The sequence below is a fragment of the Allobosea sp. MMO-172 genome (assembly GCF_037147855.1).
Classification (GTDB): Bacteria; Pseudomonadota; Alphaproteobacteria; order Rhizobiales; family Beijerinckiaceae; genus Allobosea.
Genome location: NZ_JBBCUM010000005.1, coordinates 206074 through 231739, shown reverse-complemented (window position 1 = coordinate 231739; position 25666 = coordinate 206074). Strand labels below are relative to the sequence as shown.

Genomic DNA, 25666 nt, shown 5'->3' with positions numbered 1-25666 from the left:
GCCAACGAACACTACTCTTGAGCAGACGACCGACCATGCCTCCCGAGATCACCCTCACCGACGCCGAAGACGACGCTTTTCGCAAGCTGCTCGGCGAAGGCCTGAAAGACTATAACGACGCCGCGATCGGCCGGCACGATCGGCAGGAACTGCAGATTCGCATCACCGATCCCGAGACGGGCAAGCCGATCGGCGGACTCGCGGGCCGCACCTCGCTCGGGCTGCTCTTCATCGACACCGTCTACTTGCCGAAGAGCCTGCGTGGCACCGGCATCGGCAGCCGCATCCTCGCCATGGCCGAGGAGGAAGGGCGCCGGCGCGGCTGCAGCAAGGCCGTGCTCTTCACCATCAGTTTCCAGGCGCCGGAGTTCTACAAGAAGCTCGGCTGGCAGGTCTTCGGCGAGATCGCCCCGAAGCCGCCCGGCGCGACCCGGATCTACCTGACCAAGGACCTCTGAGCGCTCTGGCGCCGTCCAAGCGGCCGTCGGGCCGAAAAGGTAACATGACGATGCAGACAGAAGGTCTTGCAGGTCGACGGGCCGTGATCACCGGCGCCGGGCGTGGACTAGGCGCGGCACTTGCCATTGCGCTGGCCGAGGCTGGAAGCAGCGTCGTGCTCTGCGGCCGCAATCCAGCCGGGCTGTCGGATACTGCCGCGATCATTCGCGAACGAACCGGTCGCGAGCCTCGCCTCGTCACGCTCGATCTCGCCGATGCCGCCAAGGTCGAAACCGCCGGCCGAAAGCTCGCCGACAGCGAGGATATCGACATCCTCATCAACAATGGCGCGATGTGGCTGGAGGGGCGCGAAACCGCCTATTCCGCCGAAGAGGTACTCGGCGTCGTCAACGCGGCGGTTTCCGGCACCTTCCTACTGACACAGGCATTGCTGCCGGCGATGCGGCGTTCGAGCTGTCCGGACATCGTCACCATTGGTTCGATCAGCGGGCTGCCCAATGCCGCTCTGCAAAGCGTCTCCGTCCCCTTCTATGCCGCCAAGCACGCGCAGGCTGCGCTCGCCGACGGCTTTCGTCAGATGCTCGCGGGATCGCCGATCCGCTCGATCGCGGTGCATCCGCCTTATCTCGACGACATGCTGCCGGGCGACGCCGAATGGCAGGCGAACACAGAGCGCAGCAAGGGCAACCGTGGCAGCAATCGCGATGTCGTCGAAGCCGTCATCTTCGCGCTGACGCGGCCGCGTCACCTGACCTTGGCGATCACGCTCGATGCCGATGACGGCGGGCAGTTCCCCCAATCGTCTCGTGGTTGAGCGCGGCCGCCGAGCCGCTACCCCTCTTCCCGCTCGCGAAACGCCTTCCGCGCGGCCGAAACCTCGGCGTAATAGGTTTCGGCCCAGGTCCAGACCCCGCAGAAGGCGGCGCTGAGCTCGCGGCCCAGTTCGGTCAGCGTGTAATCGACATGCGGCGGGATCACCGGATGGACCGTGCGAGTGACCAGCCCGTCGCGCTCCATCTCGCGTAGCGTCTTGGTCAGCATCTTCTGGCTGATGCCGCCGACGATGCGGCCGACTTCCGTGAAGCGCAGCGTCCCGTGCTCCTCCAGTGCTTCCAGCACCAGCATCGTCCATTTATCGGCGACCTGCGCGATCACCTGCCGCACCAGAGATTCTACCGCCGGGCTGACCGGTGGGATCGCTTCGCTGCGCTGATGCATCGCCGCCATGGCGGTCCGGATCGCCTGCATCCGACACTCTCCTTTTGGTGCGTATGGCACTTCTGGGCGCCTTCTTTCCATTGAAGAGTATGGGCGCCATCTCGTCTCGTGCAACCACGAGAGGGCTTTGCCATGAAGATTTCCGGAAACACCATCCTCATCACCGGCGGCGGCTCCGGCATCGGCCGGGCCCTTGCCGAGGCGCTGCACGCCAAGGGCAACAAGGTCGTGATCGCCGGCCGCCGCGAAGCCGTGCTCGATGCGGTCACCGCGGCCAATCCCGGCATGGAATCGATGCTGCTCGACATCCAGGACGAGGCCGATATCGCGGCCTTCGCCCGGCAGGCCGCCGCGCGCTTTCCGCAGCTCAATGCCGTCATCAACAATGCCGGCATCATGAAGCCTGAGAACGTGCCGGCCGCGGACAACCTGGCCATCGCCGAGGAGACGATCGCGACCAACCTGCTCGGGCCGATCCGCCTGACGACCGCACTGCTGCCGCATCTCCTGAAGCAGCCGCAGGCCACTGTCCTGACCGTCTCGTCAGGGCTCGCCTTCGTGCCGCTGGCGGCGACCCCGACCTACTCCGCGACCAAGGCCGCGATCCATTCCTGGTCGATCGGCCTGCGCGAGCAGCTGAAAAACACGTCAGTCGAGGTCATCGAGATCGCCCCGCCCTATGTGCAGACAGAACTGCTCGGGCCGCATCAGGCGGTCGATCCGGCTGCGATGCCGCTCGCCGATTTCACCAACGAGGTGATGACGATCCTCGAAACCCAGCCCGAGGCCACCGAGGTCATCGTCGAGCGCTGCAAGCCGCTGCGCTTCGCCGAGGCGACCGGCAGCTTTGCGCAGGTCTTTGCTGGGCTCAACGCGCAGCACGGCTGACACCGGCTTTCGTCATGGTCGGGGCAAACCCGACCATGACAACCCCGCCGCGCACTGCTAAGGCCAGCGCATGCGCGAAGGCCTCCTGCCAGCGACGGTCGCGACCGTCCTCGAACTCTCCACCTCGGGCGAACAGGCCCGGGCCCTCACCGAATTGCTCGGCGAGATCTTCGATCCCACCGAGACGGCGATTTCCGCCTTCGAGGTCGAGGACGGCATCACCACGCTCTCGATGAACATCCCGTGGAAGGTCGAGATCTATTTCGCCAACCCGCCGGACGAGGAAGCGGTGCGCGATCTGCTGCGTCCGATCGTCGGCGAACTCGTGGACAACACGCCCTTCACCACCGTCAACACCAAGGACTGGGTCGCCAACAGCCTGGACGGCCTGAAGCCGGTCCGCGCCGGCCGCGTTCTCGTCCACGGCGCGCATGACCGTCACGTCGTCCGCACCAACGATGTCGCGATCGAGATCGAGGCCGCGCTCGCTTTCGGCACCGGCCATCATGGCACGACCGCCGGCTGCCTGCTCGCGCTCGATGCCGAACTGAAGAAGCGCCGCCCGCGCCACGGCATCGATATCGGCACCGGCACCGGTATTCTGGGCTTAGCTCTCGCCAAGCAGATCAAGCGGAAGGTCGTCGCCGGCGATATCGATGCGGTCGCGGTCGAGGTCTCCGCCCATAATGCCCGGCTCAACCACGCGCCGAACGCGCTCGATCTCTATGTCGCGCCCGGCCTGCGCCATGCCAAGGCCTGGCGCCCCGGCCATTTCGACTTCGTCTTCGCCAATATCCTGGCCGGCCCGCTGAAGCGGCTGGCACCGTCGATCGCCCGCGTGCTCTCGTCGAACGGCACGCTGATCCTGTCGGGCCTGCTGGCGATGGATGTCGTCGGCGTCGTCTCGGCCTACCGGCACCAGGGCGTCTATCTCGCGAGCCATTCGCTGCGCGAAGGCTGGGCGACGCTGGTCATGAAAAAAGGCGGCGCAGCCCCGAGGCCGCGCCGCCTTGCCTGACCTCCGGCGCTCCCGAGGGAAGCGCGAGGCCGTTACTCGTTCGGCTCAGAAGCCGATATAGCCGTACTTCTTCTCGGCATCGGCCTGCAGGCTGCGGGCATCGTGCCAGACGGCGGCGGTGAACTTCGCGGCATCGGCGATCTGTTCGTAGATGTGCTTGATGATGGCGATCATGATGATGGTCCTCAGGGGTTGTCAGCTGCGCGGCCTCAGGCCGCAGCGGCGTGAATTCAGCGATTGAACGGCAGCGAAACGTCGCTCGACAGCGTCGCGGACGGGTAGCCGCCCAGCACGAGCTCTGCCTCGTTGACGAGGAGGTTGCGGGCGCGCAGTTCGCGGGCTGCGGAACGCGCGCGGCTCACGACGAGCGCGGCATAGAAGCGCTGCATCAGGCCCGGCTTGTCGGAGCGGGTCTTGGCACCGGCCTGAACCGGTACGGGCAGCACGTCGGCATTGTTCAACACATAGGTCATGGGTCTATCTCCGAAAAACGAAGGACAGTCCCGGTCGCCTCCTCGTTCTCTTATGCGACTAAGGTGGGGTCATTTCGCACTTGCGAGAAGATATGTTCGCATATGCAAGATATGCAGAAAACGCATGCGATCCGTCCATATCCGTTAATGTTTGCGCAGATTGCATAACCACACGGCACAATGCGGAGCGCAGAGGCAGTGCCGTCCCACGGAACGGGCAGTGCCCGGCGGACGCATTTGCGCTGGCGCTTTCGCGGGCGCGCGGCGACGATGGCCCGACCTAAGCCGGACCCCGCCATGACCGATTCGACCCTGCCGACCTGCCGCTTCCAGTCCTTCTCCGAGCCGAGCGACCCCAAGCTGGTTGCCGGCCGCGTCGCCGCGCTGCGCAAGGCTCTTGCCGTGCAAGGGCTCGACGGCTTCGTGATCCCGCGCGCCGACGAACATCAGGGCGAATATGTCCCCGCCCATATGGCCCGCTTGGCATGGCTGACCGGCTTCACCGGCTCGGCCGGCAACGCCGTCGTGCTGGCCGACAAGGCCGCGCTGATCGTCGACGGCCGCTACACCATCCAGTCGGCCGAGCAGACCGACACTGCGGTCGTCACGCCCGTTCGCATGGAAGAGACCCCGCTGGAGCGCTGGGTCGAGCAGAACCTGCCGGCTGGGGGCAAGCTCGGCTATGATCCATGGCTGCATACGGTCGATGGCCTCGCCCGGCTCGAAAAGGCTGCGGCCGCGGCCGGCGGCAGCCTCGTCGCCGTCAAGGCCAACCCGATCGACGCGCTCTGGAGCGACCGCCCGGCACCGCCGACTGCACCGGTCAAGGCGCATCCGGCGGCCTTCGCCGGCGAGGACAGCGTCTCGAAGCTCGTCCGCATCCAGAAGGCGCTGGCCGAGGCGAAGATCGACGCGCTCGTCGTCTCCGATCCGCACGCGCTGGCCTGGATCTTCAACATCCGCGGCGGCGATGTCGAGCACACGCCATTGCCGCTCGGCTATGCCATCGTCCCGCGCGAGGGCCGGCCGACCGTCTTCCTCGCGCCCGAGAAGATCACCAACGAGGCCGGCGACGCGATCGGCGCCGTCGGCGAGATCGCCCCTCCGGCCGAGCTCGACAGGCAGATCGCGAAGCTCGGTGCGGCCAAGGCCAAGGTCCGGCTCGATGCCACAACCGCTGCTTCCGCACTGGCGACCCTGATCCGCGAGGCCGGCGGCACGCCCGATGCCGGCACCGACCCGATCGCCCTGATGAAGGCGCGCAAGAACGCGGCCGAGCTGGACGGCGCCCGCAACGCCCATCTGCGCGACGGCGCCGTCATGGTGCGCTACCTCTCCTGGCTGGCGCGCGAGGCGCCGAAGGGCGGCCTGACAGAGATCGATGCCGTTGCTGCGCTCGAGGCCGAGCGGCTCAAGACCGGCCTGCTCAAGGACGTCTCCTTCACCACCATCGCCGGCGCCGGCCCCAATGCGGCATTGCCGCATTACCGCGTCAGCGAGGCGACCAACCGCAAGCTGGAGCCCGGCATCTTCCTGGTCGATTCAGGCGGCCAGTACGAGGACGGCACCACCGACATCACGCGCACCATGGTGATCGGCACGCCCACGGCCGAGATGCGCGACCGCTATACCCGCGTGCTCAAGGGCCACCTCGCGATCTCGCGGCTGGTCTTCGTCAAGAGCACCTCGGGTGCGCAGCTCGATGCCTTCGCGCGGCTGCCGCTTTGGCAGGGCGGCTTCGATTTCGACCACGGCACCGGCCATGGCGTCGGCAGCTATCTCTCGGTGCATGAGGGCCCGCAGCGGCTTTCCAAGCTCGGCACCACGCCGCTGGAGCCGGGCATGATCCTCTCCAACGAGCCCGGCTACTACAAGCAGGGCGAATACGGCATCCGCATCGAGAACCTGATCGTGGTCGAGGAGCGCCAGATCCCCGGCGCAGAGCGGACGATCTACGGCTTCGAGACGATTACCTGGTGCCCCTACGAGCGCGCCCTGATCGAGAAGAGCCTGCTCGATGCCAGCGAGATCGCCTGGATCGACGCCTATCACGCCACGGTCTGGGAGAAGCTCGCGCCGCAGGTCGAGGGCGAGGCGAAGGCCTGGTTGGAGCAGGCCTGCCGGGCTTTGTGAGTTTCTCCCTTCTCCCACCCATCTCGGGCTTGCCCGAGATGGGAACTCAAGATGTCAAAGTCGGCAACAGCCGACTTTTACGGGGAGAAGGTGCCGGCAGGCGGATGAGGGCAGCGCGACGCCCTTCATTCCCTCATCCGTCAGCGCTCCGCGCTGCCACCTTCTCCCCCGAGGGGAGAAGGAAGAGCGTCACATCACCATCCTGAACCCGACCACCGCGACAACCCCGACAGCGACCACACCCAGCAAGGGCAGTCGCGTCGCCGCAAGCCCCGTCACCGCTGCCGCCGCCGTCTCGGCCCAGCCGGTGGCGAGCGCACTTGGCGCGATCACGGCGATCAGTACGGCGGGCGGGATCGCGTCGAAGGCGGCCTGCGCCCGCGGCGAGAGGCTGAGCCGCCCGGCCAGCGCCAGCCCGGCAACGCGCGTGAAATAGGTCACGATCGCCATGCCGAGGAAGGCGAGGAGATTGATCGGATCGACGCTCACGCCTTGGCCTCCTCGGTGACCGGCTGCTCTTCGCCACTTGCGGCGAGCCATGCCGCCAGCAATCCGCACAGCGCCCCCGCCGCGACATGCCAGGGCGGCCCGGCGAGCCGATAGGTCACGGCCGAGGCGATGCCGGCGGCCGCGACCGTCCAGAACGTCACCCGGCCCTTCCAGAACGCGGCGACGAGCGCGATGAACAGCGCCGTGAAGGCGAAATCGGCGCCGAGCCGCTTCGGATCGCCCAACACGGCGCCGATCATCGCGCCGAGTGTCGAGTTGATCAGCCAGCCCGCAACGAAGGGAATGACCATCGCGAACCAGTAGGCCGGCGTCAGGCGATGCGTGCGGGCGCGCTTCTCGGCCAGCGCCCAGTTCTCGTCGGCCATGTAATAGAGGCCGAGGAATTTCTGCCAGCGGCTGAAACCCTGGAGCTTGGGCGCGAGCGAAGCCCCCATCAGCACATGGCGCGCATTGATCAGCAGCGTCGAGAACACCAGCGCCGCCACCGGCGCCGGGCTCGCCCAGAGCTCGATCGCGGCGAACTGCGCCCCGCCGGCGAAGACCATGAGGCTCATCAGGAAGACTTCGAGGGGCGAGAGCCCCTTGCTGGCCGCCACCGCGCCGAAGAGCAGCCCGATCGGCGCCGCCGCCACGGCGGCCGGCCAGATATCGCTCAGGCCGCGCCTGATGTCGTCACGCATCGTGGACATGGAGTGTCGGTTCTTTCGAAGCTTGTCGTTCAGCCGGCATGCGCGGCGCGGAAGGCCCCGGGCGTTACTCCGAGCCGCGCCTTGAAGGCCCGCGTCAAATGCGGCTGGTCGCAGAATCCAGTCGCCGCGGCGACATCGCCCAGGCTCTCACCGCGCCGCAACCGCTCGCGCGCTCGCCGGACGCGGACATCGATGAGATAGGCATGCGGCGTCAGCCCGGTCTCGCGCCGGAAGGCCCGGATCAGGTGATGGCGCGGCAAACCGGCCAGCGCGGCGAGGTCGGCCAGCGACAGGTCTTCCTCATAGCGCGCCTCGATCGCCCGCCGCGTCCGCGCCACCGGCCCGTCCTCGCGCCCGACCGCCTGCACGTTCAGGTCGGCATGGCGCGCCAACATATGGGCATAGGCGCGCAGCAAGGCCTCCTCGCCCGCCAGCGCGTCGGTGCCATCCTCCAGCAGACGATGCGCGGCGCTGAACAACGCGGCACCGGCCGGGTCCTGCACGACGGGATCGCGGAAGAACGGCGTGCCGACGGCCTCGTTCCCGGTCAGCGACGCCGCGATCTCCTGCATCAATTCGACGGAGGGATAGCTCATCCGGTAGCGATAGCCGCCCTCGCTCGGCGCGCCGTCATGGACGTCGAGCGGATGGTTCATGACGATGTCGCCGGGGCCGGCATAGAGCTTCTGTCCGCGCGCATGCCAGACCTCGCAACCCATCTCGATCGTGCCGATCGCATAGGTGTCATGGGCATGCGGGGCATAGGCGTGGGTGCGGAAGGTCGCGGCCAGGAACTCGAGCCCGTCGAAGCGGCGCGCGGCAAACAGATGCGCACTCTCCCCCGCCCTGAGCGGGCTCTCCAGCAAGGCCTGTTCCTGCGAAATCGACTGCATGCCCAAAGATAGCGCAGAAGCCCGCCATACTGTCTTGAAGAAAAGTGATCGGGCGCATCACGCGCCCGATCGGTTTTGAGATCGGAAGCCGCTCCGGTTTCCGCAGCCCTCGTCCTGAGGAGGCCCGAAGGGCCGTCTCGAAGGGCGCTCCAGCTTCTCCGGAGCCTCCTGGAGCATCCTTCGAGACGCCGTTTCGCGGCTCCTCAGGATGAGGGCTCACATTGCCTCAGATCGCGTGCGCAGCGGCGCCGCCGCCCACCCGCTCGGGGCTCCTGGAGCCCAGCAGCAGCACGCCCAGCCCACCGACCAGCGTCGCGACGGTCGCATAGGCGATGACGCCGAGCGTCCCGAAGCCATCGACCAGCAGGCCGCCGAAGATGGCCCCGCTCGCGATCGCGATCTGGAAGGCCGCGACGATCAGGCCGCCGGCCGATTCGGCCTCATCCTCAGGCGCGACCCGCACCAGCCAGGTCTGGAAACCGACCGGCAGCGCGCCGAAAGCGAAGCCCCAGAGCCCGACCGCGATGGCCGAGGCGAGCGGCGACGCACCGACGAAGAGCAGGCTGAACCCCACCAGCGCGATCAGGAAGGCGCCGAAGATCACCGAGGCCTTGGCGCTGCGAGCCGTGATCGCCCCGCCCGCGAAATTGCCGAAGAAGCCGCCGACGCCATAGGCCAGCAGGACGAGCGAGATCGCCTCGACCGAGAGCTTGGGGATCTGCTCCAGGAACGGGCGGACATAGGTGAAGCCCGCGAAATGGCCGGAGATCACCACGACGATGCCGGCGAGCACGATAGCGATGCTGGGCTGGCCGAGCAGGCGGAACAGCGTGCGGATATCGGGCGAGCCCCGCGCCGGCAGCCGCGGCAGCACCGCGATCTGGACGACGAGCGTCGCGACGCCGACCAGCGCCGAGAGCCAGAACACGAAGCGCCAGCCCATCACGTTGCCGAGATAGGCGCCGATCGGCGCGGCACTGACGGTGGCGAGGGAAACGCCGGCGAAGATCAGCGACATCGCCTTGGGCAAGGCGCTCGGCGGCACGAGCCGCATCGCGGTCGCCGCGACCATCGACCAGAAGGCGCCGAGCCCGATGCCGAGCAGGACGCGGGCGAAGAGCAGCGTCGGCAGATTGGTGGCGACAGCCGCAATGATGCTGGAGACGATCAGCAGGCCGGTCAGCGACCAGATCACGAGGCGCCGGTCGATGCCGCGCGTCACGATGGCCGCGGCGAGACCCGCGATGGCGCCGACCACGGCAGTCGCGGTCACCGCCTGCCCGGCCGCGCCGACGGAGACGCCGACATCGGCCGCCATCGGGGTGAGGAGGCTCGCCGGCAGGAACTCGGCCGTGACGAGGCCGAAGACGCCGAAGGTGAGGGACGTGACGGCAGCCCAGGCCGGCTTGTCGCGGGCCTCCTCGGCTGTGTCGTCGAATTCGAGTGCAGTGGCAGACAGGGAATCTGACATGGGGTTCTCCATGAGGTTGCCGGAAGATGGGCGTGGCCCCATGGAGTTTCCATGCTATATCATCCGCATCTCATGACCGTTCGTCCAGGATTGCCATGACTGCTTCCACCGACCACCTGACCGAGATGCTGCGGGGCCTGAGGCTCGACGGCGTCGATTACAGCCGCTGCCAGTTGGCGGCCCCCTGGGGCGTCGTCTACCCGCCGACCCATCAGGCCTATTTCCATTTCATCTCGCGCGGCAGCTGCTGGCTGAAGACGCCGGCCGGCGAATGGCTGCAGCTCGCGGATGGCGATGCCGTGCTTTTGCCGCGCGGCGGCGGCCATGTCCTGGCCAGTTCGCCCGAGGTCCTCGCCTCCCCGCCCTGCGACTGCCGGGTGCTGGAGGCCTATGGCAATGTCTTCGATGTCGAGGGCGGCGGCTCGGGCGCGCATATGCTGCTCTTCACCGGCCGGATGACCTTCAATGTCGATCTCGACCATCCGCTGCTGCGCCTGATGCCGGACCTGATGCGGATGAGCGATTTCATCGCCGACGAGCCCGGCCTCCCGCACCTGCTGGAGGCGATGGGCCGCGAGGTCATGATGGACAGGGTCGGGGCAGGCGGCATCCTCGCCCGCCTCGCCGATGTGCTGGCGGCGGCGATCATCCGGGCCTGGGTCGAGCGCGGCTGCGGCGCCGCCAAGGGCTGGGTCGCGGCCGCACGCTGCCCGACCATCGGCAAGGTGCTGGCGGCGATCCACGCCCATCCCGAGACCGACTGGACGGTCGAGAGCCTCGCCGAGTTGATGGGCGCCTCGCGCTCGGGCTTTGCCGAGCGCTTCGCCGAGGTCGTCGGCGAGACGCCGGCCCGCTATGTCGCGCAGGTCAGGATGCATCAGGCGCGGCAATGGCTCGCCCGCGACAAGTTGCGGATCGCGGTGGTGGCGCAGCGCCTCGGTTACGAGTCGGAAGCCTCGTTCAGCCGCGCCTTCAAGCGCATCACCGGCCTGGCCCCGAGCCAGGTGCGCACCGCAGGCGAAGCGCCGCCAGCCGCGATGTTCACGCCGGCGGTGGCAGCGGCGGAGTAAAGCTCAGCCGCCCACCAGATCGAACCAGCCGGCCTCGTCGATCACCTCGACGCCGTGCTTGGCCGCATCCTTGAGCTTCGATCCCGCACCGGGACCTGCGACGAGCAGATCGGTCTTCGACGACACCGAGCCCGCGACCTTGGCGCCGAGCCGCTCGGCCATTGCCTTGGCCTCGTCACGGGTCATCCGCTCCAGCGCGCCGGTGAAGACCACGATCTTGCCGGCGACCGGGCTGGCCGAGGCCACCGCTTCAAGCGGCTGCGGCGAGACCTGAGCTAGCAGGCGGTCGAGCAGTTCCTCGTTATGCGGCTCGCCGAAGAACTCGACCAGCGCCTCGACCACGGTCGGGCCGACGCTGTCGATGGCGCCGAGCTCCTGCCGCTCGGGCGAGGCCTCGTCGGCGGCGGCGATGCCGGCCGCGCGCAGTGCCTCGAACGAACCGTAATGCCGCGCCAGCAACCGCGCCGTGGTCTCGCCGATATGGCGGATACCGAGCCCGAAGATGAAGCGGTTGAGCGGCGGCGTGCGCCGATCCTCGATCGCATCGAACAGCTTCTTCGCACTGACGGCGCCGAAGCCTTCCTTGTCCTTGAGCTTCTTCAGGTTCGCCGCATCGCGGACGGCCAGCGTGAAGATATCGGCCGGCTCCCTGACGGGAAGCTCGGCATCGCCGTGGAAGAACTCGATCTGCTTATCGCCAAGCCCGTCGATATCCAGCGCGTCGCGCGAGACGAAATGCTTCAGCCGCTCGACCGCCTGCGCCGGGCAGATCAGGCCACCGGTGCACCGGCGGATCGCGTCCTCCTTGCCGCTGCGCGGATTGAGCTCGCGCGTCGCATGGCTGCCGCAGGCCGGGCAGAGCGTCGGGAACTCGTAGGGCTTCGAATCCGCCGGCCGCCTGGCGAGATCGACCGCCTCGACGCGCGGGATCACGTCGCCCGCCCGCTTCACCGTCACCGTGTCGCCGACGCGGATATCGGTGCCGTCGCGGATCGGCAGCCCCTTGGAATCGAAACCGTGGATATAATCCTCGTTATGCAGCGTCGCATTGGTCACGACGACGCCGCCGACTGTGACCGGCTTCAGGCGCGCCACCGGCGAGAGTGCGCCGGTACGGCCGACCTGGATGTCGATCGCCTCCAGCACGGTCGTCGCCAGTTCGGCGGGGAATTTATGCGCGATCGCCCAGCGCGGCGCGCGCGAGACGAAGCCGAGCCGGGCCTGCAGCGCGAGCTCGTCGACCTTGTAGACCACGCCGTCGATATCGTAGCCGAGCGTCGCGCGCTGGCTCTCGATCAGGCGATATTGTGCGATCAATTCCGCCACGCTCTCGCAGCGCTTCATCAGCGGGTTGGTGCGGAAGCCCCAGCGCCGGAAGGCCTCGACCACGCCGAATTGCGTCGGCGCCGGCAGCACCGGCATCTCGCCCCAGGCATAGGCGAAAAAGCGCAGGGGCCGCGCAGCGGTGACGCTGACATCGAGCTGGCGCAGCGAGCCCGCCGCCGCATTGCGCGGATTGGCGAATTCCGGCAGCCCTTTCTCGCGCTGGCGCTCGTTGATACCGGCGAAATCGGCGTGTCCCAGATAGACCTCGCCGCGCACTTCGGCGATCTCAGGCACATCCGGCCCGGCAAGCGTTTTGGGGATTTCGGAGATGGTGCGGGCGTTCAGCGTGACATCCTCGCCCTCCTCGCCATCGCCGCGCGTCGCGGCCGCGACCAGCTCGCCCTTCTCGTAGCGCAGCGAGAGCGAGAGCCCATCGATCTTGGGCTCGGCCGTGAAGGCGATGCCGTCTTCCTCCTTGCGGCCAAGGAAGCGGTAGACCCGTCCCACGAACTCGGCGACGGCCTCGTCGGAGAAGGCGTTGTCGAGCGAGAGCATCGGCACGCGATGGCGGATCTTGGCGAATTTGCCCGACGGCTTGGCGCCGACCTTGGCGCTGACGTCGCTCTCCTGCGCCAGCGCCGGAAAGGCCTCCTCCAGCGCGACGAGCCGGCGACGCTTCGCGTCATAGGCGGCGTCGTCCATGATCGGCTGGTCGTCCTGGAAATAGGCGTCGTTCGCGGCCTGCACCTGCGCCGCCAGCAGCTTGTGCTCGGCCTTCGCCTTGCGCGACGTCAGCTCCGCGATCGGCGTTTCGGAGGGGGCGGAATCTTCAGCGTCGCTCATGGCAAACCATTAGGCGAGATGATCGTGACGAGGAAGGGCAGCAGCCTTTGCGACAGATGCAAGGCTGCGCCGCCCCGAAAGCCTGCGACAAACCAGGCGTTCGCGCGTATAATTCCCGAGCTGGGAATTGGAAGCTCGACGCCGCAGGCCGTTGACGCCAAGGTTCACGTCGACAGCCATTGGCGAACCGGGCCGGAACCGGGAGACACGCCATGGCCAATCTCGACGGCACAGTTCACGACATTGTCTCGCTCTCGCAGCCGCGCATCAGGACCATCACCACGCGGGACCTGACCGAGGCGCTCCTGCGTGGCTGGGAGGATTTCAAGGCGCAGCCGAGCCACCTCGTCTTCATCGCCCTGATCTATCCCGTTGCCGGCATCCTGCTGGCGCAGCTCACGGTGAGCTACAACATCTTCCCGCTGCTGTTTCCGCTGCTCTCGGGCTTCGCGCTGCTCGGCTCCTTCGCCGCGATCGGGCTCTACGAAATCAGCCGCCGCCGCGAGAAGGGCATGGACTCGTCCTGGATGCATGCCTTCGCGGTGCTGCGCTCGCCCTCGATCGGGCAGATCGCCCTGCTCGGCGCCATGCTGACCGGGATTTTCCTCGGCTGGCTGTTCAGCGCCTGGTTCCTGTATCGCGGCCTGCTCGGCCTGCCGGCCGATGTCTCGACCGCCGATTTCCTGCGCGCCACGTTCACGACGGCGGATGGCTGGATCATGATCGTGATCGGCAATGCGATCGGGCTTCTGCTGGCGATCCTCGCCTTCTCGATCTCGGTCGTGTCCTTCCCGCTCATCATCGACCGGCATGTCGATGCACCAACCGCGATCCGCACCTCGATCGCCGCCGTCGAGGCCAATCCGCGCGTGATGATGTATTGGGGCCTGATGGTGACCGGCTTGCTCGTGCTCGGCTGTCTGCCGATGCTGGTCGGCCTGATCGTGGTCATGCCGGTGCTCGGCCATGCCACCTGGCATCTCTACCGCAAGGTCGCGGGCTGAGGTCCACGCGCGCCAAGGGGAACCTTTGGCGCCCAAAACGGGTTCACCCCCTGCCAGATCGAGCCGCAAGGCTCCATTCCGTCAGGGGTTTTCATGAACAACATCATTTATCTCGTCGGCCTCGTCGTGGTCGTGCTCGCCATCCTCTCCTTCCTCGGCCTGCGCTGAGGAGGGAGAGCGGGGACGTTTTCGACCCGCGCCGACGCGCGAGGCTCAGCCGCGCGGGCCACCACGCGGCTTGCCCTTGCCGAAAGGCTTGGGGCCGCCCGGGCGCCCGCCTTCGGGCTTGCCGGCGAAAGGCTTGCCCTTCCCCGCAAACGGCTTCTTGAAACCGCCGTCCGGCTTGCCATCGTCGCGACGCGGCGGACGCGCGTCATCGCGCGGAGGCCTGCTGTCGGCGCGGTAGGGCTTGCGGTCCTCGCCGCGCGGTGCGCGTTGATTCGCGTCCCGGGGCTCGAAGCGCGGCCGCTGCGGCCTGTCCTGGGCAGCCTGATCGTCACCCCAGCTCTTGCGCGGCGCGGCCGGACGCTCGGCCTTGTCGGCGAAGGACTTGGCTGGGCGGCGCTCGGCCTCGGTCGTCGGCTCGATCACGATCTTGTCGCGATCGGGGATGCGAACCGAATCGTAGAAGCGGTCAGCGACATCGGCATCGATCTCGACCTTGGTCTCGCGGTCGAAGATGCGGATCGCACCGACCTCGTCACGCGTGATCCGGCCACGGCGGCACAGCATCGGCAGGAGCTGGCGCGGATCGGCGCCCTGCTTGCGGCCGATATCGAGACGGAACCAAACGGTATCGCCACGCGGGCCGGCAGGCTTGCGCGGACGCTCGCCATCCTCGCCCTCGTCGCGCCCGGCGCCGAACGGGCGGCGCTTGGCAGCGTAATCCTCGTTGGTACGGGCCGGACGGCGCTCGTCGCGGCCGAAGCCGGGATCACCGACCTCTTCCGCCGCCGGCAGGCGGGCGCGATAGAGCCGCACCAGCGCAGCAGCGATGTCGCGCGCCTCGCGGCCTGCCATCAGCGCCTCGATCATGCCGGCATCGTCCTCGGAGCCGTCGCCATTCAGCAGCGGGTCGGAGAGCAGGCGCTCCTGATCGAGGACGCGGATCTCCTCCTCGGTCGGCGGGCCGATCCACTCGGCCTCGACCTTGGCCTCCATCAGCAGGCGCTCGGCCTTGCGGCGGCGCGACTGCGGCACGAGCAACACGCTCGTGCCCTTGTTGCCGGCGCGGCCGGTGCGGCCCGAGCGATGCTGCATCACCTCGGAATCGTTCGGCAGTTCGGCATGGATGACGAGGTCGAGCCCCGGCAGGTCGATGCCGCGCGCGGCCACGTCGGTCGCGACGCAAACCCGCGCCCGGCCGTCGCGCAGCGCCTGCAGCGCCGCGTTGCGCTCGTTCTGGCCGAGTTCGCCGGAGAGCGCGACCGAAGTGAAGCCGCGCTCCAGCAGGATCGCCTCGAGATGGCGCACCGCATTGCGGGTGTTGCAGAATACCAGCGCCACCGGCGCATTGTGGAAGCGCAGCAGGTTGACGACCGCGAGCTCGGCCTCCTTCGGGAAGACGCGCACGGCCTTGTAGGCGATATCGGCATGGCCGCGCCGGGTCGCTTCCACCTCGATACGCAGCGCGTCGTGCTGGTAGCTCTGGGCGAGCTGGACGATCGCCTTCGGGAAGGTCGCCGAGAACAGCAGGCTGCGGCGGCTCTCGGGCGCGGTCTTCAGGATGAATTCGAGATCGTCACGGAAGCCGAGATCGAGCATCTCGTCGGCCTCGTCGAGCACGACGGCCTTCAGCGCGGAGACATCGAGGCGGCGACGCTCGATATGGTCGCGCAGGCGGCCGGGCGTGCCGACCACGATATGCGCGCCCTCGTCGAGCAGCATCGCCTCGCGGCGCGGGTCCATCCCGCCGACGCAGGAGATCACCCGCGCCCCCGTCTGGGCATAGAGCCAGGCGAGCTCGCGCTGCACCTGCAAGGCAAGCTCGCGCGTCGGCGCGATGATCAGGGCCAGCGGCTCGGCCGCGGGGCCGAGCTTTTCGGCGGTGCCCAGCAGGGTCTCGCCGATGGCAAGGCCATAGGCGATGGTCTTGCCGGAGCCGGTCTGCGAGGAGACCAGCAGGTCACGCCCGCGGGCGGCATCCTCGATGACGGCGCTCTGCACCGGCGTCGGGTCGGAATAATTGCGATCGGCGAGCGCGCGCGCGAGCGGCGGGCTCGTGAGGGAAAACGACATGCGATAAAGGCCTAAGGGTTGCGGCGCCGATGAGGGAACGGCGCGAAAGCGTGAGCGATGGGTTCAGGCGGCACTAGAGCATCGGACCGAAAGGCAGAATGCGCTTTTCGGCAAATCCGATGCCAAAACAAAGAGCTAGATCGCCCCCCGTCGTCCCGAAGGACATATGGCGATCTAACGGGCATGCTGCACCATCGGATGACAGCGGCTCATAAAGCAAAGCGATACAAAAGGAAATGCGGCATTCCCGCGCCCCGCGCAGGGCTGAGCCGGGCCGGGCGCGCCTTGCCGGCTGGGTGGCGGCCCCACTAGCTTCCCGGCCAGACTGAACGCGCCTGATGCCGAAGCGGAGAACACCGATGGTCCAGCAGTCCCGCCGCATCGGCGCCTATGAGGTCTCGATCCTGCATGACGGCGTCTTCGAGGCACCGCTCGATGTCCTCATCCACGCCGATGGCGAGGCCGCCCGCGACGAGGCGGTCGCGCGTTGGGGCAAGCCGAAGGTCAGCATCGCCGTGAACTGCTTCGCGTTGAAGGGGCCGGACGGGCTCACCTTCGTGGATGCCGGCACCGGTCCGTCCTGGGGCGCGGCGATGGGCCATGCCCCAACCGCCATGGCGGCCGCGGGGATTGCGCCCGAAGACGTCGCCCGCATCCTGATCACCCATCTCCACGGCGACCACGCGCTCGGCCTGTTCGACGGCGACAAGCCCTTCTTTCCGAATGCGGAGATCGTCGTGCCCGAAGCCGATTTCGGCTTCTACGGCGACGAGGCCAATCGCACACGGACGCCGGAGAAGAAGCAGGGCGCCTTCGCGATCACAGCCACATTGAAGAAGCTCTATGCCGGCCGTATCCGCGCCGTCCCGGCGGGCGAAGCCCATCCGGGCATCACATTGGTCCCCCTGCCCGGCCACACCTTCGGCCATAGCGGCTACCTGATAGAAGGCGAAAGCGAGAGCCTGCTGCTCTGGGGCGATGCGCTGCATCTCTCCGACCTTCAGGCTTCCGACCCGGAGATCGGTTTCGTCTACGATTTCGACGCCGGCACGGCACTGGCCTCCCGCCGCGGCATCCTGGGGCGGGCCGCACACGAGAACTGGCTCGTGTCCGGCGGACATGTCGAAGGGTTCAGGCGGGTCGTGAAGAAGGGCGCGGGCTACGAACTGTTCGCCGCGTAGACGGCCTTTCAGCCGCGCAAGCCCGCGGCCTGCAGCAGGCGCCCGGCCGCCGCGCGAGCTTCCTCGGTGATCGAGGCGCCAGCCAGCATCCGCGCGATCTCCTCGCGCCGCGCCTGGTCCTCCAGTGCCGTGACCCGGGTCACGGTGCGCGAGGCTTCGCCCTCCCCCGCCGATTTGGCGATCAGGAAATGCTGCCCGGCCTTGGCCGCGACCTGCGGCGCATGCGTCACCGAGATCACCTGCACCCGGCCGGCCAAACGCGCCAAACGCTCGCCGATCGCATCGGCGACTGCACCGCCGACACCGGTATCGATCTCGTCGAAGACCAGGGTCGGCGCCGAGCCGCGCTCGGCGAGCACGACCTTGAGCGCCAGCATGAAGCGCGAGAGCTCGCCGCCCGAGGCAACCTTCATCATCGGCCCCGGCCGCGTGCCCGGATTGGTCTCGACCCAGAACTCGACCTTGTCGAAGCCTTCCGGCCCGCGCGCGCTCGCATCGCTGTCGATCCGCGTGATGAAACGGGCCCGCTCCAGCTTGAGCGGCGGCAATTCGGCCTTCACGGCCGCATCGAGCCGCGCCGCCGACGCTTGCCGCGCCTCCGACAGAGCCTGCGCCAGCCCGATGAAGGCCGTCTCCGCCTCGCTCAACTCCGCTTCGAGCCGCGACAGCGACGATTCGCTCTCGTCCAGCGCGGCGAGATCGCTCGCCATGGTCGCCGCCAGCACGGAGAGCCCGTCGACCGGCACGTCGTATTTGCGGCCGGCAGCCCTCAGCGCGAACAGCCGCTCCTCGATACGTTCCTGCTCGCGCGGATCATATTCGGCGGCGCGCGTCGCGGCGGCGAGTGCCTCGCCGGCCTCTTCCAGCGCGACAATCGCCGTGTTGAGCGCCGCGATCGAGGGGTCGACCAGCTCCGGCGCCTGCCCAGCCCGGCGCTCCAGACGGCGCAGCACGGCGGCTAACGTCGGTACGGCCGAGGATTGCCCGCCGACCGCCTCATAGGCTTCGTTCAGGTCGCGCGCGACCTTCTCGGCCTGCATCATGCCCTGGCGGGTGGCGGCGAGCGCATCCTCCTCGCCCGGCTGCGGCGCAAGCCTGCCGAGTTCCTCGACGGCATGGCGCAGGAAGTCCGCTTCCTTGCGCGCCGCCTCGACGCGAAGGCGCTGCGATTGCAGGGCCTGCCGGGCGCGCTTGAGCGTCTCGCTGGCGCCGGCGACGGCCTCGGCCTGTGCTTCCAGCCCGCCGAAACCATCGAGGATCGTGCGGTGCTGCGCCGGATCGGTCAGGGCGCGGTCGTCATGCTGGCCGTGGATTTCGACGATGGCCGCGCCGACCATCCTGAGGATCTGCACGGAAACCGGCTGGTCGTTGATGAAGGCGCGGGTGCGTCCGTCCGCATATTGCACACGGCGCAGGATGAGATCGCCGTCGGTGTCGATCTCCTGCGCCTGCGCCAGCTTGCGGGCGGGATGCACCAGCGGCAGGTCGAAAACCGCGCTGACCTGCCCTTGCGCCTCGCCATGGCGCACGAGCGAGCCGTCGCCGCGCCCGCCGAGCGCCAGCGCGAAGCCGTCGAGCAGGATCGACTTGCCCGCGCCGGTCTCGCCGGTAAGGACACTCAGCCCCTCATGGAAGCCGAGATCGAGCCTGTCGATCAGAACGATGTCGCGAATCGAGAGCTGCGCCAGCATCGGCGCTCACGCCTGTCTTCGGAGCCGGCAGGGTTGCCCGTGGCCCGTCATGCGAGGGGCCTCCTCTTTCGTCAGAGGCGGTTCAGCCCGACAATACCGCCGACCGTGCGCGAGAAGCCCTGGAAGGCGCGGCTGATATAGGAACCGCGATCCTCGCGAGGCTCCAGGCCGCCGCTCTGCAGCAGGGCGTAGGCGTCCTTGTACCAGGGGCTGTCCGGGAAGTTGTGCCCGAGCACGGCCGCGGCCGTCTGCGCCTCGTTGGTGATGCCCATCGCCATATACGCCTCGGCGAGACGCATCAGTGCCTCCTCGACATGGCGCGTGGTCTGGTACTTGATGATCACTTCGCGGAAGCGGTTCACCGCGCCGGTATAGTTGCGCTTCTCCAGATAGTAGCGCCCGACATTCATCTCCTTGCCGGCGAGCTGGTCGCGCGCCACCAGGAGCTTCTCCCGGGCGTCGAGCACGTATTCCGACTTCGGATAGTTGGCGATCAGCTGCTCCAGCGCCTGGATCGCCTGCGCCGTCCGCTCCTGGTCGCGGGTCGCGTCCGGGATCTGGTTATAATAGGACATCGCCATGATGTACTGGGCATAGGCTGCGTCCGGGCTCGCCGGGTTCTGCGCGATGAAGCGCTTCGAGGCGGTGATCGCCTCTTCCCACTTGTTGGCCTGGAAATTGGTGTAGGCCGTCATCAGCAGGCCCTTGCGGGCGTAAGGCGAGAACGGCGCGGTCTTGTCGATATCCTCGAACTTCTTCGAGGCCCCCTCGCTGTCGCCGTTCTGCAGGCGGGCGAGGCCTTCGTTATAGAGCTTGTCGGCCGGGGTCGGCGGCGTCAGGTCCGGCTTGTAGACCTCCGGCTTGTCGAAGGGATTGAGCGAGGACAAGGTATCGCAGCCGCCGAGCAGCATGGCGGCGCCCAGCGCAAGAGCGATGCCCCTGCGCGGCGAAGAACCGCGATGGATTGCCGGAAGGCTTTGCCGCGTCACGCTCACGTCGTCCGTCCTCTTTCGATCGTCCCTCAGGCATCGGATCGCCACTTTGCGTCTGAAAGGACGCATGGCGATCAAGCCTCCGGGAAGCATGCCTTACCTCAGACGCTTCCCCCGCGCCACTGCCGAAAATCGGTTATGACGGGATTCCGCATCGCTGCGGCATCTGGGACAAAAACCGGGCGATAGGAAGGCGAAGCCGCGTTCCGCCGCGGCTCAGTGCAGATCCGGCGCGAAGGCGGCCGGAGCGGCGGCAGCCATCTGCACGGCGCGCGGCGCCGCGAAGACCGGCTGGGATTCGACGATCGCGAAATTCGCGCGGTCGGCGAACAGCGCCTGGAGGATCTGAACATTCATCCGGTGACCGCCGCAATAGGAGCGGAACTCGCCGATGATCGGATAGCCGGCGAGCGCGAGATCGCCGATCGCGTCGAGCACCTTGTGGCGCACGAACTCGTCGCCGTAGCGCAGGCCCTCGGGGTTGATCACCTTGTCCTCGCCGACGGCGACGGTGTTCTCGAGCGAGGCGCCCTGGGCGAAGCCCGCCTTCCAGAGCTGCTCGACATCGCGCATGAAGCCGAACGTGCGGGCCTTGGAAATCTCGCTGGCATAGCTTTGCGCGTCGAGATCGAAGACCTTGCGCTGGCGGCCGATCACGACGCTGTCGAAATCGATCTCGACATCGAGGCGGAAACCATGCTCGGCCGGGGCGAGCTCGGCGAAGGCGCGACCCTGCTCGATGCGGACCGGCTGCAGAACCTTGAGATAGCGGCGCGGCGCGGCGAGCGAGGTCATGCCGGTCGCCTCGATGGCGGCGACGAACTCGCGGGCGCTGCCGTCCATGATCGGCATTTCCGGCCCGTCGATCTCGACCAGCACGTTGTCGAGGCCCATGCCGGCGCAGGCCGACATCAGGTGCTCGATCGTCGAGACCGAGGCCGGGCCACGATCGCCGATGACCGTGCAGAGCTCGGTGGCGCTGACCTTGGTGTGCTTGGCGTGGATGAGCTGGGGGGGCATGCCCTCGATGCCCGTGCGCAGGAAGACGACGCCGGAATTGGCGCTGGAGGGCTTGAGGCAGATGCTGGCGGGGGCTCCGGAATGGACGCCGATCCCGGTCAGGGTCACGGCTGCGCGCAGGGTCGTCTGCCGATCGAAGCTCATTCCGTCATCCAATCCTGATCATCGGGATCGCCTCTCGTCCGCCTTGGCGGGGTGGCAGGATCACGATGTCTATCCAAGGCCGGCACCGGAGCGAACCCGGCGACGCTGTCGTTCTGATGCGCCGCAAGATAAGCTTTTGGAGCCGCCTCTCAAAATCACGCTTTCTTTCGCTGTGTTACAGCGCTGCTCAGGCGGAGCGGGTCATATAAAGCGCTGAAAGATAAACATTTTCTAACAGCGAAAAACCCGCCGCGGATGATCCGCGGCGGGCTTGTTACAAAGCCGTGAGGGGCTCGGGTCCGTCAGTTCGCCTGGCGACGGAGGAAGGCGGGGATCTCGAGATGGTCTTCCTCGCTGGAGCGAGTCGGCGCGGCGCGGCCATGCGGGTCGAGCTGGCCCTGCGCCGGGCGCGAGGCCGGCTGCGGCGCCGGACGGCGCATGTACTCGGCATGAGCAGCGCTCGGCGCGGCCGCCTGTGGCATCGGGGCCTGCGGCATCTGGCGGACGGGCGCCGGGGCGGGAGCCATCTCGGCTTCCTCATCCTTGCGGCCACCGAAACCGACCGAGGCCAGGCGCTGCATCAGTGACATGCGCTTCTGCTCGACGGCGGAGGGCGGCTGCGGCGCGGGCTGGGCGCCGCGATGCGCATTGAGTTGGGCCTGGCCCGGAGCCGGCAGGTCCTCGACGCGCGGCATGCGGGTCGGGCGAACGACGGCGCGCTCCGGCATCGGCGGGATGAAGCTCTCGTCGAAATGCAGGCTCGGCTCGGCATGGTGGATCGGCTCCGGGGCCGGCGGAGCGACCATGACGGGGCGCGGCTGCACCGGCTCGATGCGGATGTCCTGCGCGACCTGGGCGATCGGGGCGGGTTCCGGCATCGGCATCGGCGCGGGAGCGACGCGGGCCGTCTCGATCACGGGGGCCGGCGGGGCGACCGGGCGGGCGGTGGCGACGGCGGCGTTGCTGCGCAGGCGGGCCTCGGCCTTCAGGCGCTCGGCGACCTGGGCGATGCGGGCTTCGGTGTCGTCGTTCTCGACCAGCGACGAGATCGGCTTGTCGATGCCGGTCGCGACGACCGAGACGCGCACGGTGCCTTCCAGCGATTCGTCGAAGGTGGCGCCGACGATGATGTTGGCCTCGGAATCGACCTCCTCGCGGATGCGGGTGGCGGCCTCGTCGACCTCATAGAGCTTCATGTCGCGCCCGCCCGTGATCGAGATCAGCAGGCCGCGCGCGCCCTTCATCGAGACATCGTCGAGCAGCGGGTTGTTGATCGCGGCCTGGGCCGCGGTCAGCGCGCGCTTCTCGCCCTGGGCCTCGCCGGTGCCCATCATCGCCTTGCCCATGCCGCGCATCACGGCGCGGACGTCGGCGAAGTCGAGATTGATCAGGCCGGGGCGAACCATCAGGTCGGTGATGCAGGCGACGCCCGAATAGAGCACCTGGTCGGCCATGCCGAACGCATCGGCGAAGCCGGTGGTCTCGTTGGCGACGCGGAACAGGTTCTGGTTCGGGATGACGATCAGGGTGTCGACCGCCTCGTTCAGCTCGCCGATGCCGGCCTCAGCCATGCGCATGCGGCGCTGGCCCTCGAACTGGAACGGCTTGGTGACGACGCCGACGGTCAGGATGCCCATGTCGCGGGCGACGCGGGCGATCGCGGGGGCCGCGCCGGTGCCGGTGCCGCCGCCCATACCGGCGGTGATGAAGACCATGTGGGCGCCCGCCAGATGGTCACGAATCTCGTCGATGACCTCTTCGGCCGCCGCGCGGCCGACTTCCGGCTGCGAGCCGGCGCCGAGGCCCTCGGTGACCTGCAGACCCATCTGGACGATGCGGGAGGCGCGCGACAGGGCGAGAGCCTGCGCATCGGTGTTGGCGACGACGAAGTCGACGCCGTCGAGGCCGGCCTCGATCATGTTGTTGACCGCATTGCCACCGGCGCCACCGACGCCGAACACCGTGATCCGGGGCTTCAGTTCCCGGATGTCCGGGGCTTGCAGATTCATCGCCATGGTTGCCTCTTTTGATCCCTTGTCCGGCGCCTGGCGGGAGCCGTCCCGATTGCTACGTTTGACGCCGTGGCTCGTCCTTGAGGACGAGCCGTACTCACTAAAAACTGTCTTTCAGCCAACGCCCGACACGCGAGAAGTAGTTGTCCGTCCCGGTCAGGGGCAGGCGCCCGCCGACCGCGCGCGGCTCGAAATGCTCGACATGGGCGACCTGCGGATAGACCAGCAGGCCGACCGCCGCCGCGAAAGCCGGGCCCTTGCCCGCTTCCGGCAGGCCCTTGATCCCGAGCGGCCGGCCGGTCCGGACCTGGCCGCCGAGGATGCGCCGCGCCACTTCCGGCAGGCCGGTGAGCTGGCAGGCGCCGCCGGTGAGGACGACACGCCGCCCGGCCTGGGCCGAGAAACCGGCATTGTTCAGCCGGTCGCGCACCAGTTCGAGGATCTCCTCGACGCGCGGCTTGATGATCCGCACCAGATGCGACTTGGCGAGATGGTTCGGCATGTCGCGCTCGTCGTCATCGACCTGCGGCACGGCGATCATGTCGCGCTCGTCGGAAGCGCTGGAGATGCAGGAGCCGTGCAGCGTCTTGAGCCGCTCGGCCGCCGAGACGCGGGTCGAGAGGCCGCGCGCCACGTCCATAGTGATGTGGTTGCCACCGACCGCGATCGCGTCGGCATGGACGAGATGCCCGCCCGAGAAGACGCCGAGCGAGGTCGAGCCGCCGCCGAGATCGACGAGCACGACGCCCATTTCCGATTCGTCGTCGACGAGGACCGAGAGGCCGGACGCATAGGGGGTCGCGACGACCGCCTCGACTTCGAGATGGCAGCGCTCGACAGCGAGCATGACGTTGCGCGCCGCCGCCGCCTCGCTGGCGACGACATGCATGTCGACCGAGAGCTTGCCGCCGATCAGCCCACGCGGATCGAGCACGCCCGGCACGCCGTCCAGCGCATAGCCGGTCGGCAGGGCATGGAGCACGGCCTTGCCGGGACGCAGGGCATGGGTCGCGGCAGTCGCGAGCACGCGCTTCACGTCGCCGTCGCCGACGGAGCCGGAGCGCAGGTCGACGCTGGCGGCATAATGCTGCGAGCCGATGCGCCCGCCGGTCAGGTTGACGATGACCGACTGCACCTCGACCTTGGCCATGCGCTCGGCCGCATCGACCGCCGCGCGGATGGCGCGCTCGGCGCTTTCGAGATCGACGATCGCGCCGCCCTTGAGGCCGAGCGAGCGCTGATGGCCGATGCCGATGATGCGGGCGACATGGGTGCGCCCGCGCAGCCGCTCGTTGGTCTCGGCCGGGCTGAGCTCGGCGATCAGGCAGACGACCTTGCTGGTGCCGATGTCGAGAATCGACAAGGTCGCGCTCTTGCGCGACGACAGCGGACGCATGCGGGGGGTCAGACCCTGGGAGGTGACGTGGTTCACGCCTCGCCTCCCTTCTTCTTGGACTTGCTCTTGAGCTGGTCGGCGCGCGCCGCGGCGGCCTCTTCCGAGAGCCGCATCGTCACCCGGTCGGGCTGGCGCAGATCGATGGCGAGCACATCCTTCTCGAGGATGCGGTAATCGCTCTCCAGCGACACGAGGCGCTGCACCGCGGCTTCCGGCTTGGTCTCGGGCAAGCGCACATCCATGCCGTTGTCGAGTTTCAGGTTCCAGCGACGCCCGGAGACGAGCGTGGCTGCGCGGATATGCTGGGCGAAGGCGCCGGCCTGACTGCGGATCGCCAGATATTCGGCGGCGCGGTTATTGGCGTCCTTACCGACGACCAGCGGCAGATAGGCGAAACGGCCATCGTCCATCTTGTCGATCACCGTGCCGTCGGCCGCGATCACGAAGAGCTCGCCCTTCACCTGCCAGAGCGCATAGGGCTCGCGCTCGGTGAGGGCGATCGAGACCTCGCCCGGATAGAGCTTGCGGACGGCAGCCTCGCGAATCAGCGGCGTCGCCTCGAGCTGCTTGCGGGCCTCGTCGGCGTCGAAGAACACCAGCGAGGTCTTCGAATCGATGCCGGCCGCGACCAGGACCTCCTGCTCGGACAGTCCCGAGAGGCCGGAAATGGTGACGCGGTCGATGCCGAAGCCGAGCGCCCGCGCGAACATGTGGCGCGGCTCGCCGTAATTGTCCTGCATGGCCTGCCAGTGGCCGCCGAGCACGAAGCCGCTGCCGAGGCTGAGCGTCAGGAAGCCCAACGCCAGCCAGGTGCCGAGGCTCTGCGGCAGGCGCTGCGCCAGCGGCACCGCGACGGCGCTGCGGCGCGAGCGGCGCATCCAGCGGCCCTGGCGCTGCTCGCCCACCAGAAGCTGGGGGGCGGCAGGCGCGACCGGGAGCCGGGAGAGCGGCCGGGCAGGCGCATATCGGGGCATGGCAACGGTCTTCGTCGACATCG

The 25666-nt window shown here is 68.1% G+C and carries 23 protein-coding genes; 8 read left to right on the top strand and 15 right to left on the bottom strand.

The genetic code is table 11. The annotated features are described in order from the left end of the window. Window positions 1-17 precede the first annotated feature (17 nt). Window positions 18-458 carry a GNAT family N-acetyltransferase gene (locus tag WFK61_RS10180; RefSeq protein WP_336811408.1) on the top strand — a complete coding sequence of 147 codons (441 nt, stop codon included), beginning with the start codon at window positions 18-20 and terminating at the stop codon, window positions 456-458. Between the two features lie 44 nt (window positions 459-502). Further along, entirely contained in the window at window positions 503-1273 is a 771-nt protein-coding gene (locus WFK61_RS10175) for an SDR family NAD(P)-dependent oxidoreductase (protein ID WP_336811407.1), read from the top strand. Window positions 1274-1290: 17 nt separating this feature from the next. Here WFK61_RS10175 and WFK61_RS10170 read toward each other — a convergent pair whose 3' ends face one another. Continuing rightward, window positions 1291-1686, bottom strand: a complete 396-nt coding sequence (locus WFK61_RS10170; protein WP_336811526.1) for a winged helix-turn-helix transcriptional regulator — start codon at window positions 1684-1686, stop codon at window positions 1291-1293. A gap of 123 nt (window positions 1687-1809) precedes the next feature. Here WFK61_RS10170 and WFK61_RS10165 point away from each other — a divergent pair, with 123 nt between their 5' ends. Both WFK61_RS10165 and WFK61_RS10160 read left to right on the top strand, forming a co-directional pair. Next, window positions 1810-2565, top strand: coding sequence for an SDR family oxidoreductase (locus WFK61_RS10165; RefSeq protein ID WP_336811406.1), 756 nt, complete (start codon window positions 1810-1812; stop codon window positions 2563-2565). Between the two features lie 70 nt (window positions 2566-2635). Next, complete coding sequence (locus WFK61_RS10160; RefSeq protein ID WP_336811405.1) at window positions 2636-3583, top strand: 50S ribosomal protein L11 methyltransferase; 948 nt, start codon at window positions 2636-2638, stop codon at window positions 3581-3583. 45 nt (window positions 3584-3628) lie between these two features. Here the strand turns inward: WFK61_RS10160 and WFK61_RS10155 are convergent, their stop codons facing one another. Then, window positions 3629-3757, bottom strand: a complete 129-nt coding sequence (locus tag WFK61_RS10155; RefSeq protein WP_257734498.1) for a hypothetical protein — start codon at window positions 3755-3757, stop codon at window positions 3629-3631. Between the two features lie 56 nt (window positions 3758-3813). Beyond that, window positions 3814-4056 carry a hypothetical protein gene (locus WFK61_RS10150; protein ID WP_336811404.1) on the bottom strand — a complete coding sequence of 81 codons (243 nt, stop codon included), beginning with the start codon at window positions 4054-4056 and terminating at the stop codon, window positions 3814-3816. Between the two features lie 297 nt (window positions 4057-4353). On the opposite strand from WFK61_RS10150, the gene WFK61_RS10145 reads away from it, so the two are divergent. After that, the gene (locus WFK61_RS10145; RefSeq protein ID WP_336811403.1) at window positions 4354-6189 is read left to right on the top strand and encodes an aminopeptidase P family protein; all 1836 of its coding nucleotides are present in this window, start codon (window positions 4354-4356) and stop codon (window positions 6187-6189) included. 189 nt (window positions 6190-6378) lie between these two features. Here the strand turns inward: WFK61_RS10145 and WFK61_RS10140 are convergent, their stop codons facing one another. The 4 genes from WFK61_RS10140 to WFK61_RS10125 form a co-directional block, all read right to left on the bottom strand. Further along, on the bottom strand, window positions 6379-6678 hold the full coding sequence (locus tag WFK61_RS10140) for an AzlD family protein (protein ID WP_336811402.1): 300 nt from the start codon (window positions 6676-6678) through the stop codon (window positions 6379-6381). Beyond that, a complete protein-coding gene (locus WFK61_RS10135; RefSeq protein WP_336811401.1) occupies window positions 6675-7388 on the bottom strand; it encodes an AzlC family ABC transporter permease in 714 nt (237 codons plus the stop codon). Before WFK61_RS10135 ends, WFK61_RS10140 begins: the two co-directional genes overlap by 4 nt. Window positions 7389-7417: 29 nt before the next feature. Then, on the bottom strand, window positions 7418-8281 hold the full coding sequence (locus WFK61_RS10130) for an AraC family transcriptional regulator (RefSeq protein WP_336811400.1): 864 nt from the start codon (window positions 8279-8281) through the stop codon (window positions 7418-7420). 226 nt (window positions 8282-8507) lie between these two features. After that, on the bottom strand, window positions 8508-9752 hold the full coding sequence (locus WFK61_RS10125) for an MFS transporter (RefSeq protein ID WP_336811399.1): 1245 nt from the start codon (window positions 9750-9752) through the stop codon (window positions 8508-8510). A 95-nt stretch (window positions 9753-9847) separates the two neighbouring features. Here WFK61_RS10125 and WFK61_RS10120 point away from each other — a divergent pair, with 95 nt between their 5' ends. Next, complete coding sequence (locus tag WFK61_RS10120) at window positions 9848-10822, top strand: AraC family transcriptional regulator (protein WP_336811398.1); 975 nt, start codon at window positions 9848-9850, stop codon at window positions 10820-10822. Window positions 10823-10825: 3 nt separating this feature from the next. Here the strand turns inward: WFK61_RS10120 and ligA are convergent, their stop codons facing one another. Then, on the bottom strand, window positions 10826-12991 hold the full coding sequence (ligA, locus tag WFK61_RS10115; protein ID WP_336811397.1) for an NAD-dependent DNA ligase LigA: 2166 nt from the start codon (window positions 12989-12991) through the stop codon (window positions 10826-10828). A gap of 212 nt (window positions 12992-13203) precedes the next feature. Between ligA and WFK61_RS10110 the strand changes: the two genes are divergently transcribed. Then, entirely contained in the window at window positions 13204-13995 is a 792-nt protein-coding gene (locus WFK61_RS10110) for a DUF2189 domain-containing protein (protein WP_336811396.1), read from the top strand. A gap of 213 nt (window positions 13996-14208) precedes the next feature. Here the strand turns inward: WFK61_RS10110 and WFK61_RS10105 are convergent, their stop codons facing one another. Continuing rightward, a complete protein-coding gene (locus WFK61_RS10105) occupies window positions 14209-16233 on the bottom strand; it encodes a DEAD/DEAH box helicase (RefSeq protein ID WP_336811395.1) in 2025 nt (674 codons plus the stop codon). Window positions 16234-16592: 359 nt separating this feature from the next. Here WFK61_RS10105 and aidB point away from each other — a divergent pair, with 359 nt between their 5' ends. Further along, window positions 16593-17414, top strand: a complete 822-nt coding sequence (gene aidB / locus WFK61_RS10100) for an AidB family quorum-quenching N-acyl homoserine lactonase (protein ID WP_336811394.1) — start codon at window positions 16593-16595, stop codon at window positions 17412-17414. 8 nt (window positions 17415-17422) lie between these two features. On the opposite strand, the gene recN is transcribed toward aidB, so the two are convergent. The 6 genes from recN to WFK61_RS10070 all read right to left on the bottom strand — a co-directional run bounded on the left by recN (window position 17423) and on the right by WFK61_RS10070 (window position 25664). Further along, the gene (recN, locus tag WFK61_RS10095) at window positions 17423-19105 is read right to left on the bottom strand and encodes a DNA repair protein RecN (RefSeq protein ID WP_336811393.1); all 1683 of its coding nucleotides are present in this window, start codon (window positions 19103-19105) and stop codon (window positions 17423-17425) included. Window positions 19106-19176: 71 nt separating this feature from the next. Beyond that, window positions 19177-20094, bottom strand: a complete 918-nt coding sequence (locus WFK61_RS10090; protein WP_442896288.1) for an outer membrane protein assembly factor BamD — start codon at window positions 20092-20094, stop codon at window positions 19177-19179. Window positions 20095-20313: 219 nt separating this feature from the next. Next, entirely contained in the window at window positions 20314-21261 is a 948-nt protein-coding gene (lpxC, locus tag WFK61_RS10085) for a UDP-3-O-acyl-N-acetylglucosamine deacetylase (protein ID WP_336811391.1), read from the bottom strand. 302 nt (window positions 21262-21563) lie between these two features. Continuing rightward, window positions 21564-23276, bottom strand: coding sequence for a cell division protein FtsZ (gene ftsZ / locus WFK61_RS10080; protein ID WP_336811390.1), 1713 nt, complete (start codon window positions 23274-23276; stop codon window positions 21564-21566). Between the two features lie 97 nt (window positions 23277-23373). Then, a complete protein-coding gene (gene ftsA / locus WFK61_RS10075) occupies window positions 23374-24669 on the bottom strand; it encodes a cell division protein FtsA (RefSeq protein ID WP_336811525.1) in 1296 nt (431 codons plus the stop codon). A 32-nt stretch (window positions 24670-24701) separates the two neighbouring features. Next, complete coding sequence (locus tag WFK61_RS10070) at window positions 24702-25664, bottom strand: cell division protein FtsQ/DivIB (RefSeq protein WP_336811389.1); 963 nt, start codon at window positions 25662-25664, stop codon at window positions 24702-24704. Window positions 25665-25666: the final 2 nt, after the last annotated feature.

Coding starts and splice junctions, on each gene's coding strand:
- WFK61_RS10175 (WP_336811407.1), top strand. CDS start 503: ATGACGATGCAGACAGAAGGTCTTGCAGGTCGACGGGCCGTGATCACC.
- WFK61_RS10170 (WP_336811526.1), bottom strand. CDS start 1,686: ATGGCGGCGATGCATCAGCGCAGCGAAGCGATCCCACCGGTCAGCCCG.
- WFK61_RS10165 (WP_336811406.1), top strand. CDS start 1,810: ATGAAGATTTCCGGAAACACCATCCTCATCACCGGCGGCGGCTCCGGC.
- WFK61_RS10160 (WP_336811405.1), top strand. CDS start 2,636: ATGCGCGAAGGCCTCCTGCCAGCGACGGTCGCGACCGTCCTCGAACTC.
- WFK61_RS10155 (WP_257734498.1), bottom strand. CDS start 3,757: ATGATCGCCATCATCAAGCACATCTACGAACAGATCGCCGATGCCGCG.
- WFK61_RS10150 (WP_336811404.1), bottom strand. CDS start 4,056: ATGACCTATGTGTTGAACAATGCCGACGTGCTGCCCGTACCGGTTCAG.
- WFK61_RS10145 (WP_336811403.1), top strand. CDS start 4,354: ATGACCGATTCGACCCTGCCGACCTGCCGCTTCCAGTCCTTCTCCGAG.
- WFK61_RS10135 (WP_336811401.1), bottom strand. CDS start 7,388: ATGTCCACGATGCGTGACGACATCAGGCGCGGCCTGAGCGATATCTGG.
- WFK61_RS10130 (WP_336811400.1), bottom strand. CDS start 8,281: ATGCAGTCGATTTCGCAGGAACAGGCCTTGCTGGAGAGCCCGCTCAGG.
- WFK61_RS10125 (WP_336811399.1), bottom strand. CDS start 9,752: ATGTCAGATTCCCTGTCTGCCACTGCACTCGAATTCGACGACACAGCC.
- WFK61_RS10120 (WP_336811398.1), top strand. CDS start 9,848: ATGACTGCTTCCACCGACCACCTGACCGAGATGCTGCGGGGCCTGAGG.
- ligA (WP_336811397.1), bottom strand. CDS start 12,991: ATGAGCGACGCTGAAGATTCCGCCCCCTCCGAAACGCCGATCGCGGAG.
- WFK61_RS10110 (WP_336811396.1), top strand. CDS start 13,204: ATGGCCAATCTCGACGGCACAGTTCACGACATTGTCTCGCTCTCGCAG.
- WFK61_RS10105 (WP_336811395.1), bottom strand. CDS start 16,233: ATGTCGTTTTCCCTCACGAGCCCGCCGCTCGCGCGCGCGCTCGCCGAT.
- aidB (WP_336811394.1), top strand. CDS start 16,593: ATGGTCCAGCAGTCCCGCCGCATCGGCGCCTATGAGGTCTCGATCCTG.
- recN (WP_336811393.1), bottom strand. CDS start 19,105: ATGCTGGCGCAGCTCTCGATTCGCGACATCGTTCTGATCGACAGGCTC.
- lpxC (WP_336811391.1), bottom strand. CDS start 21,261: ATGAGCTTCGATCGGCAGACGACCCTGCGCGCAGCCGTGACCCTGACC.
- ftsZ (WP_336811390.1), bottom strand. CDS start 23,276: ATGGCGATGAATCTGCAAGCCCCGGACATCCGGGAACTGAAGCCCCGG.
- ftsA (WP_336811525.1), bottom strand. CDS start 24,669: ATGCGTCCGCTGTCGTCGCGCAAGAGCGCGACCTTGTCGATTCTCGAC.
- WFK61_RS10070 (WP_336811389.1), bottom strand. CDS start 25,664: ATGTCGACGAAGACCGTTGCCATGCCCCGATATGCGCCTGCCCGGCCG.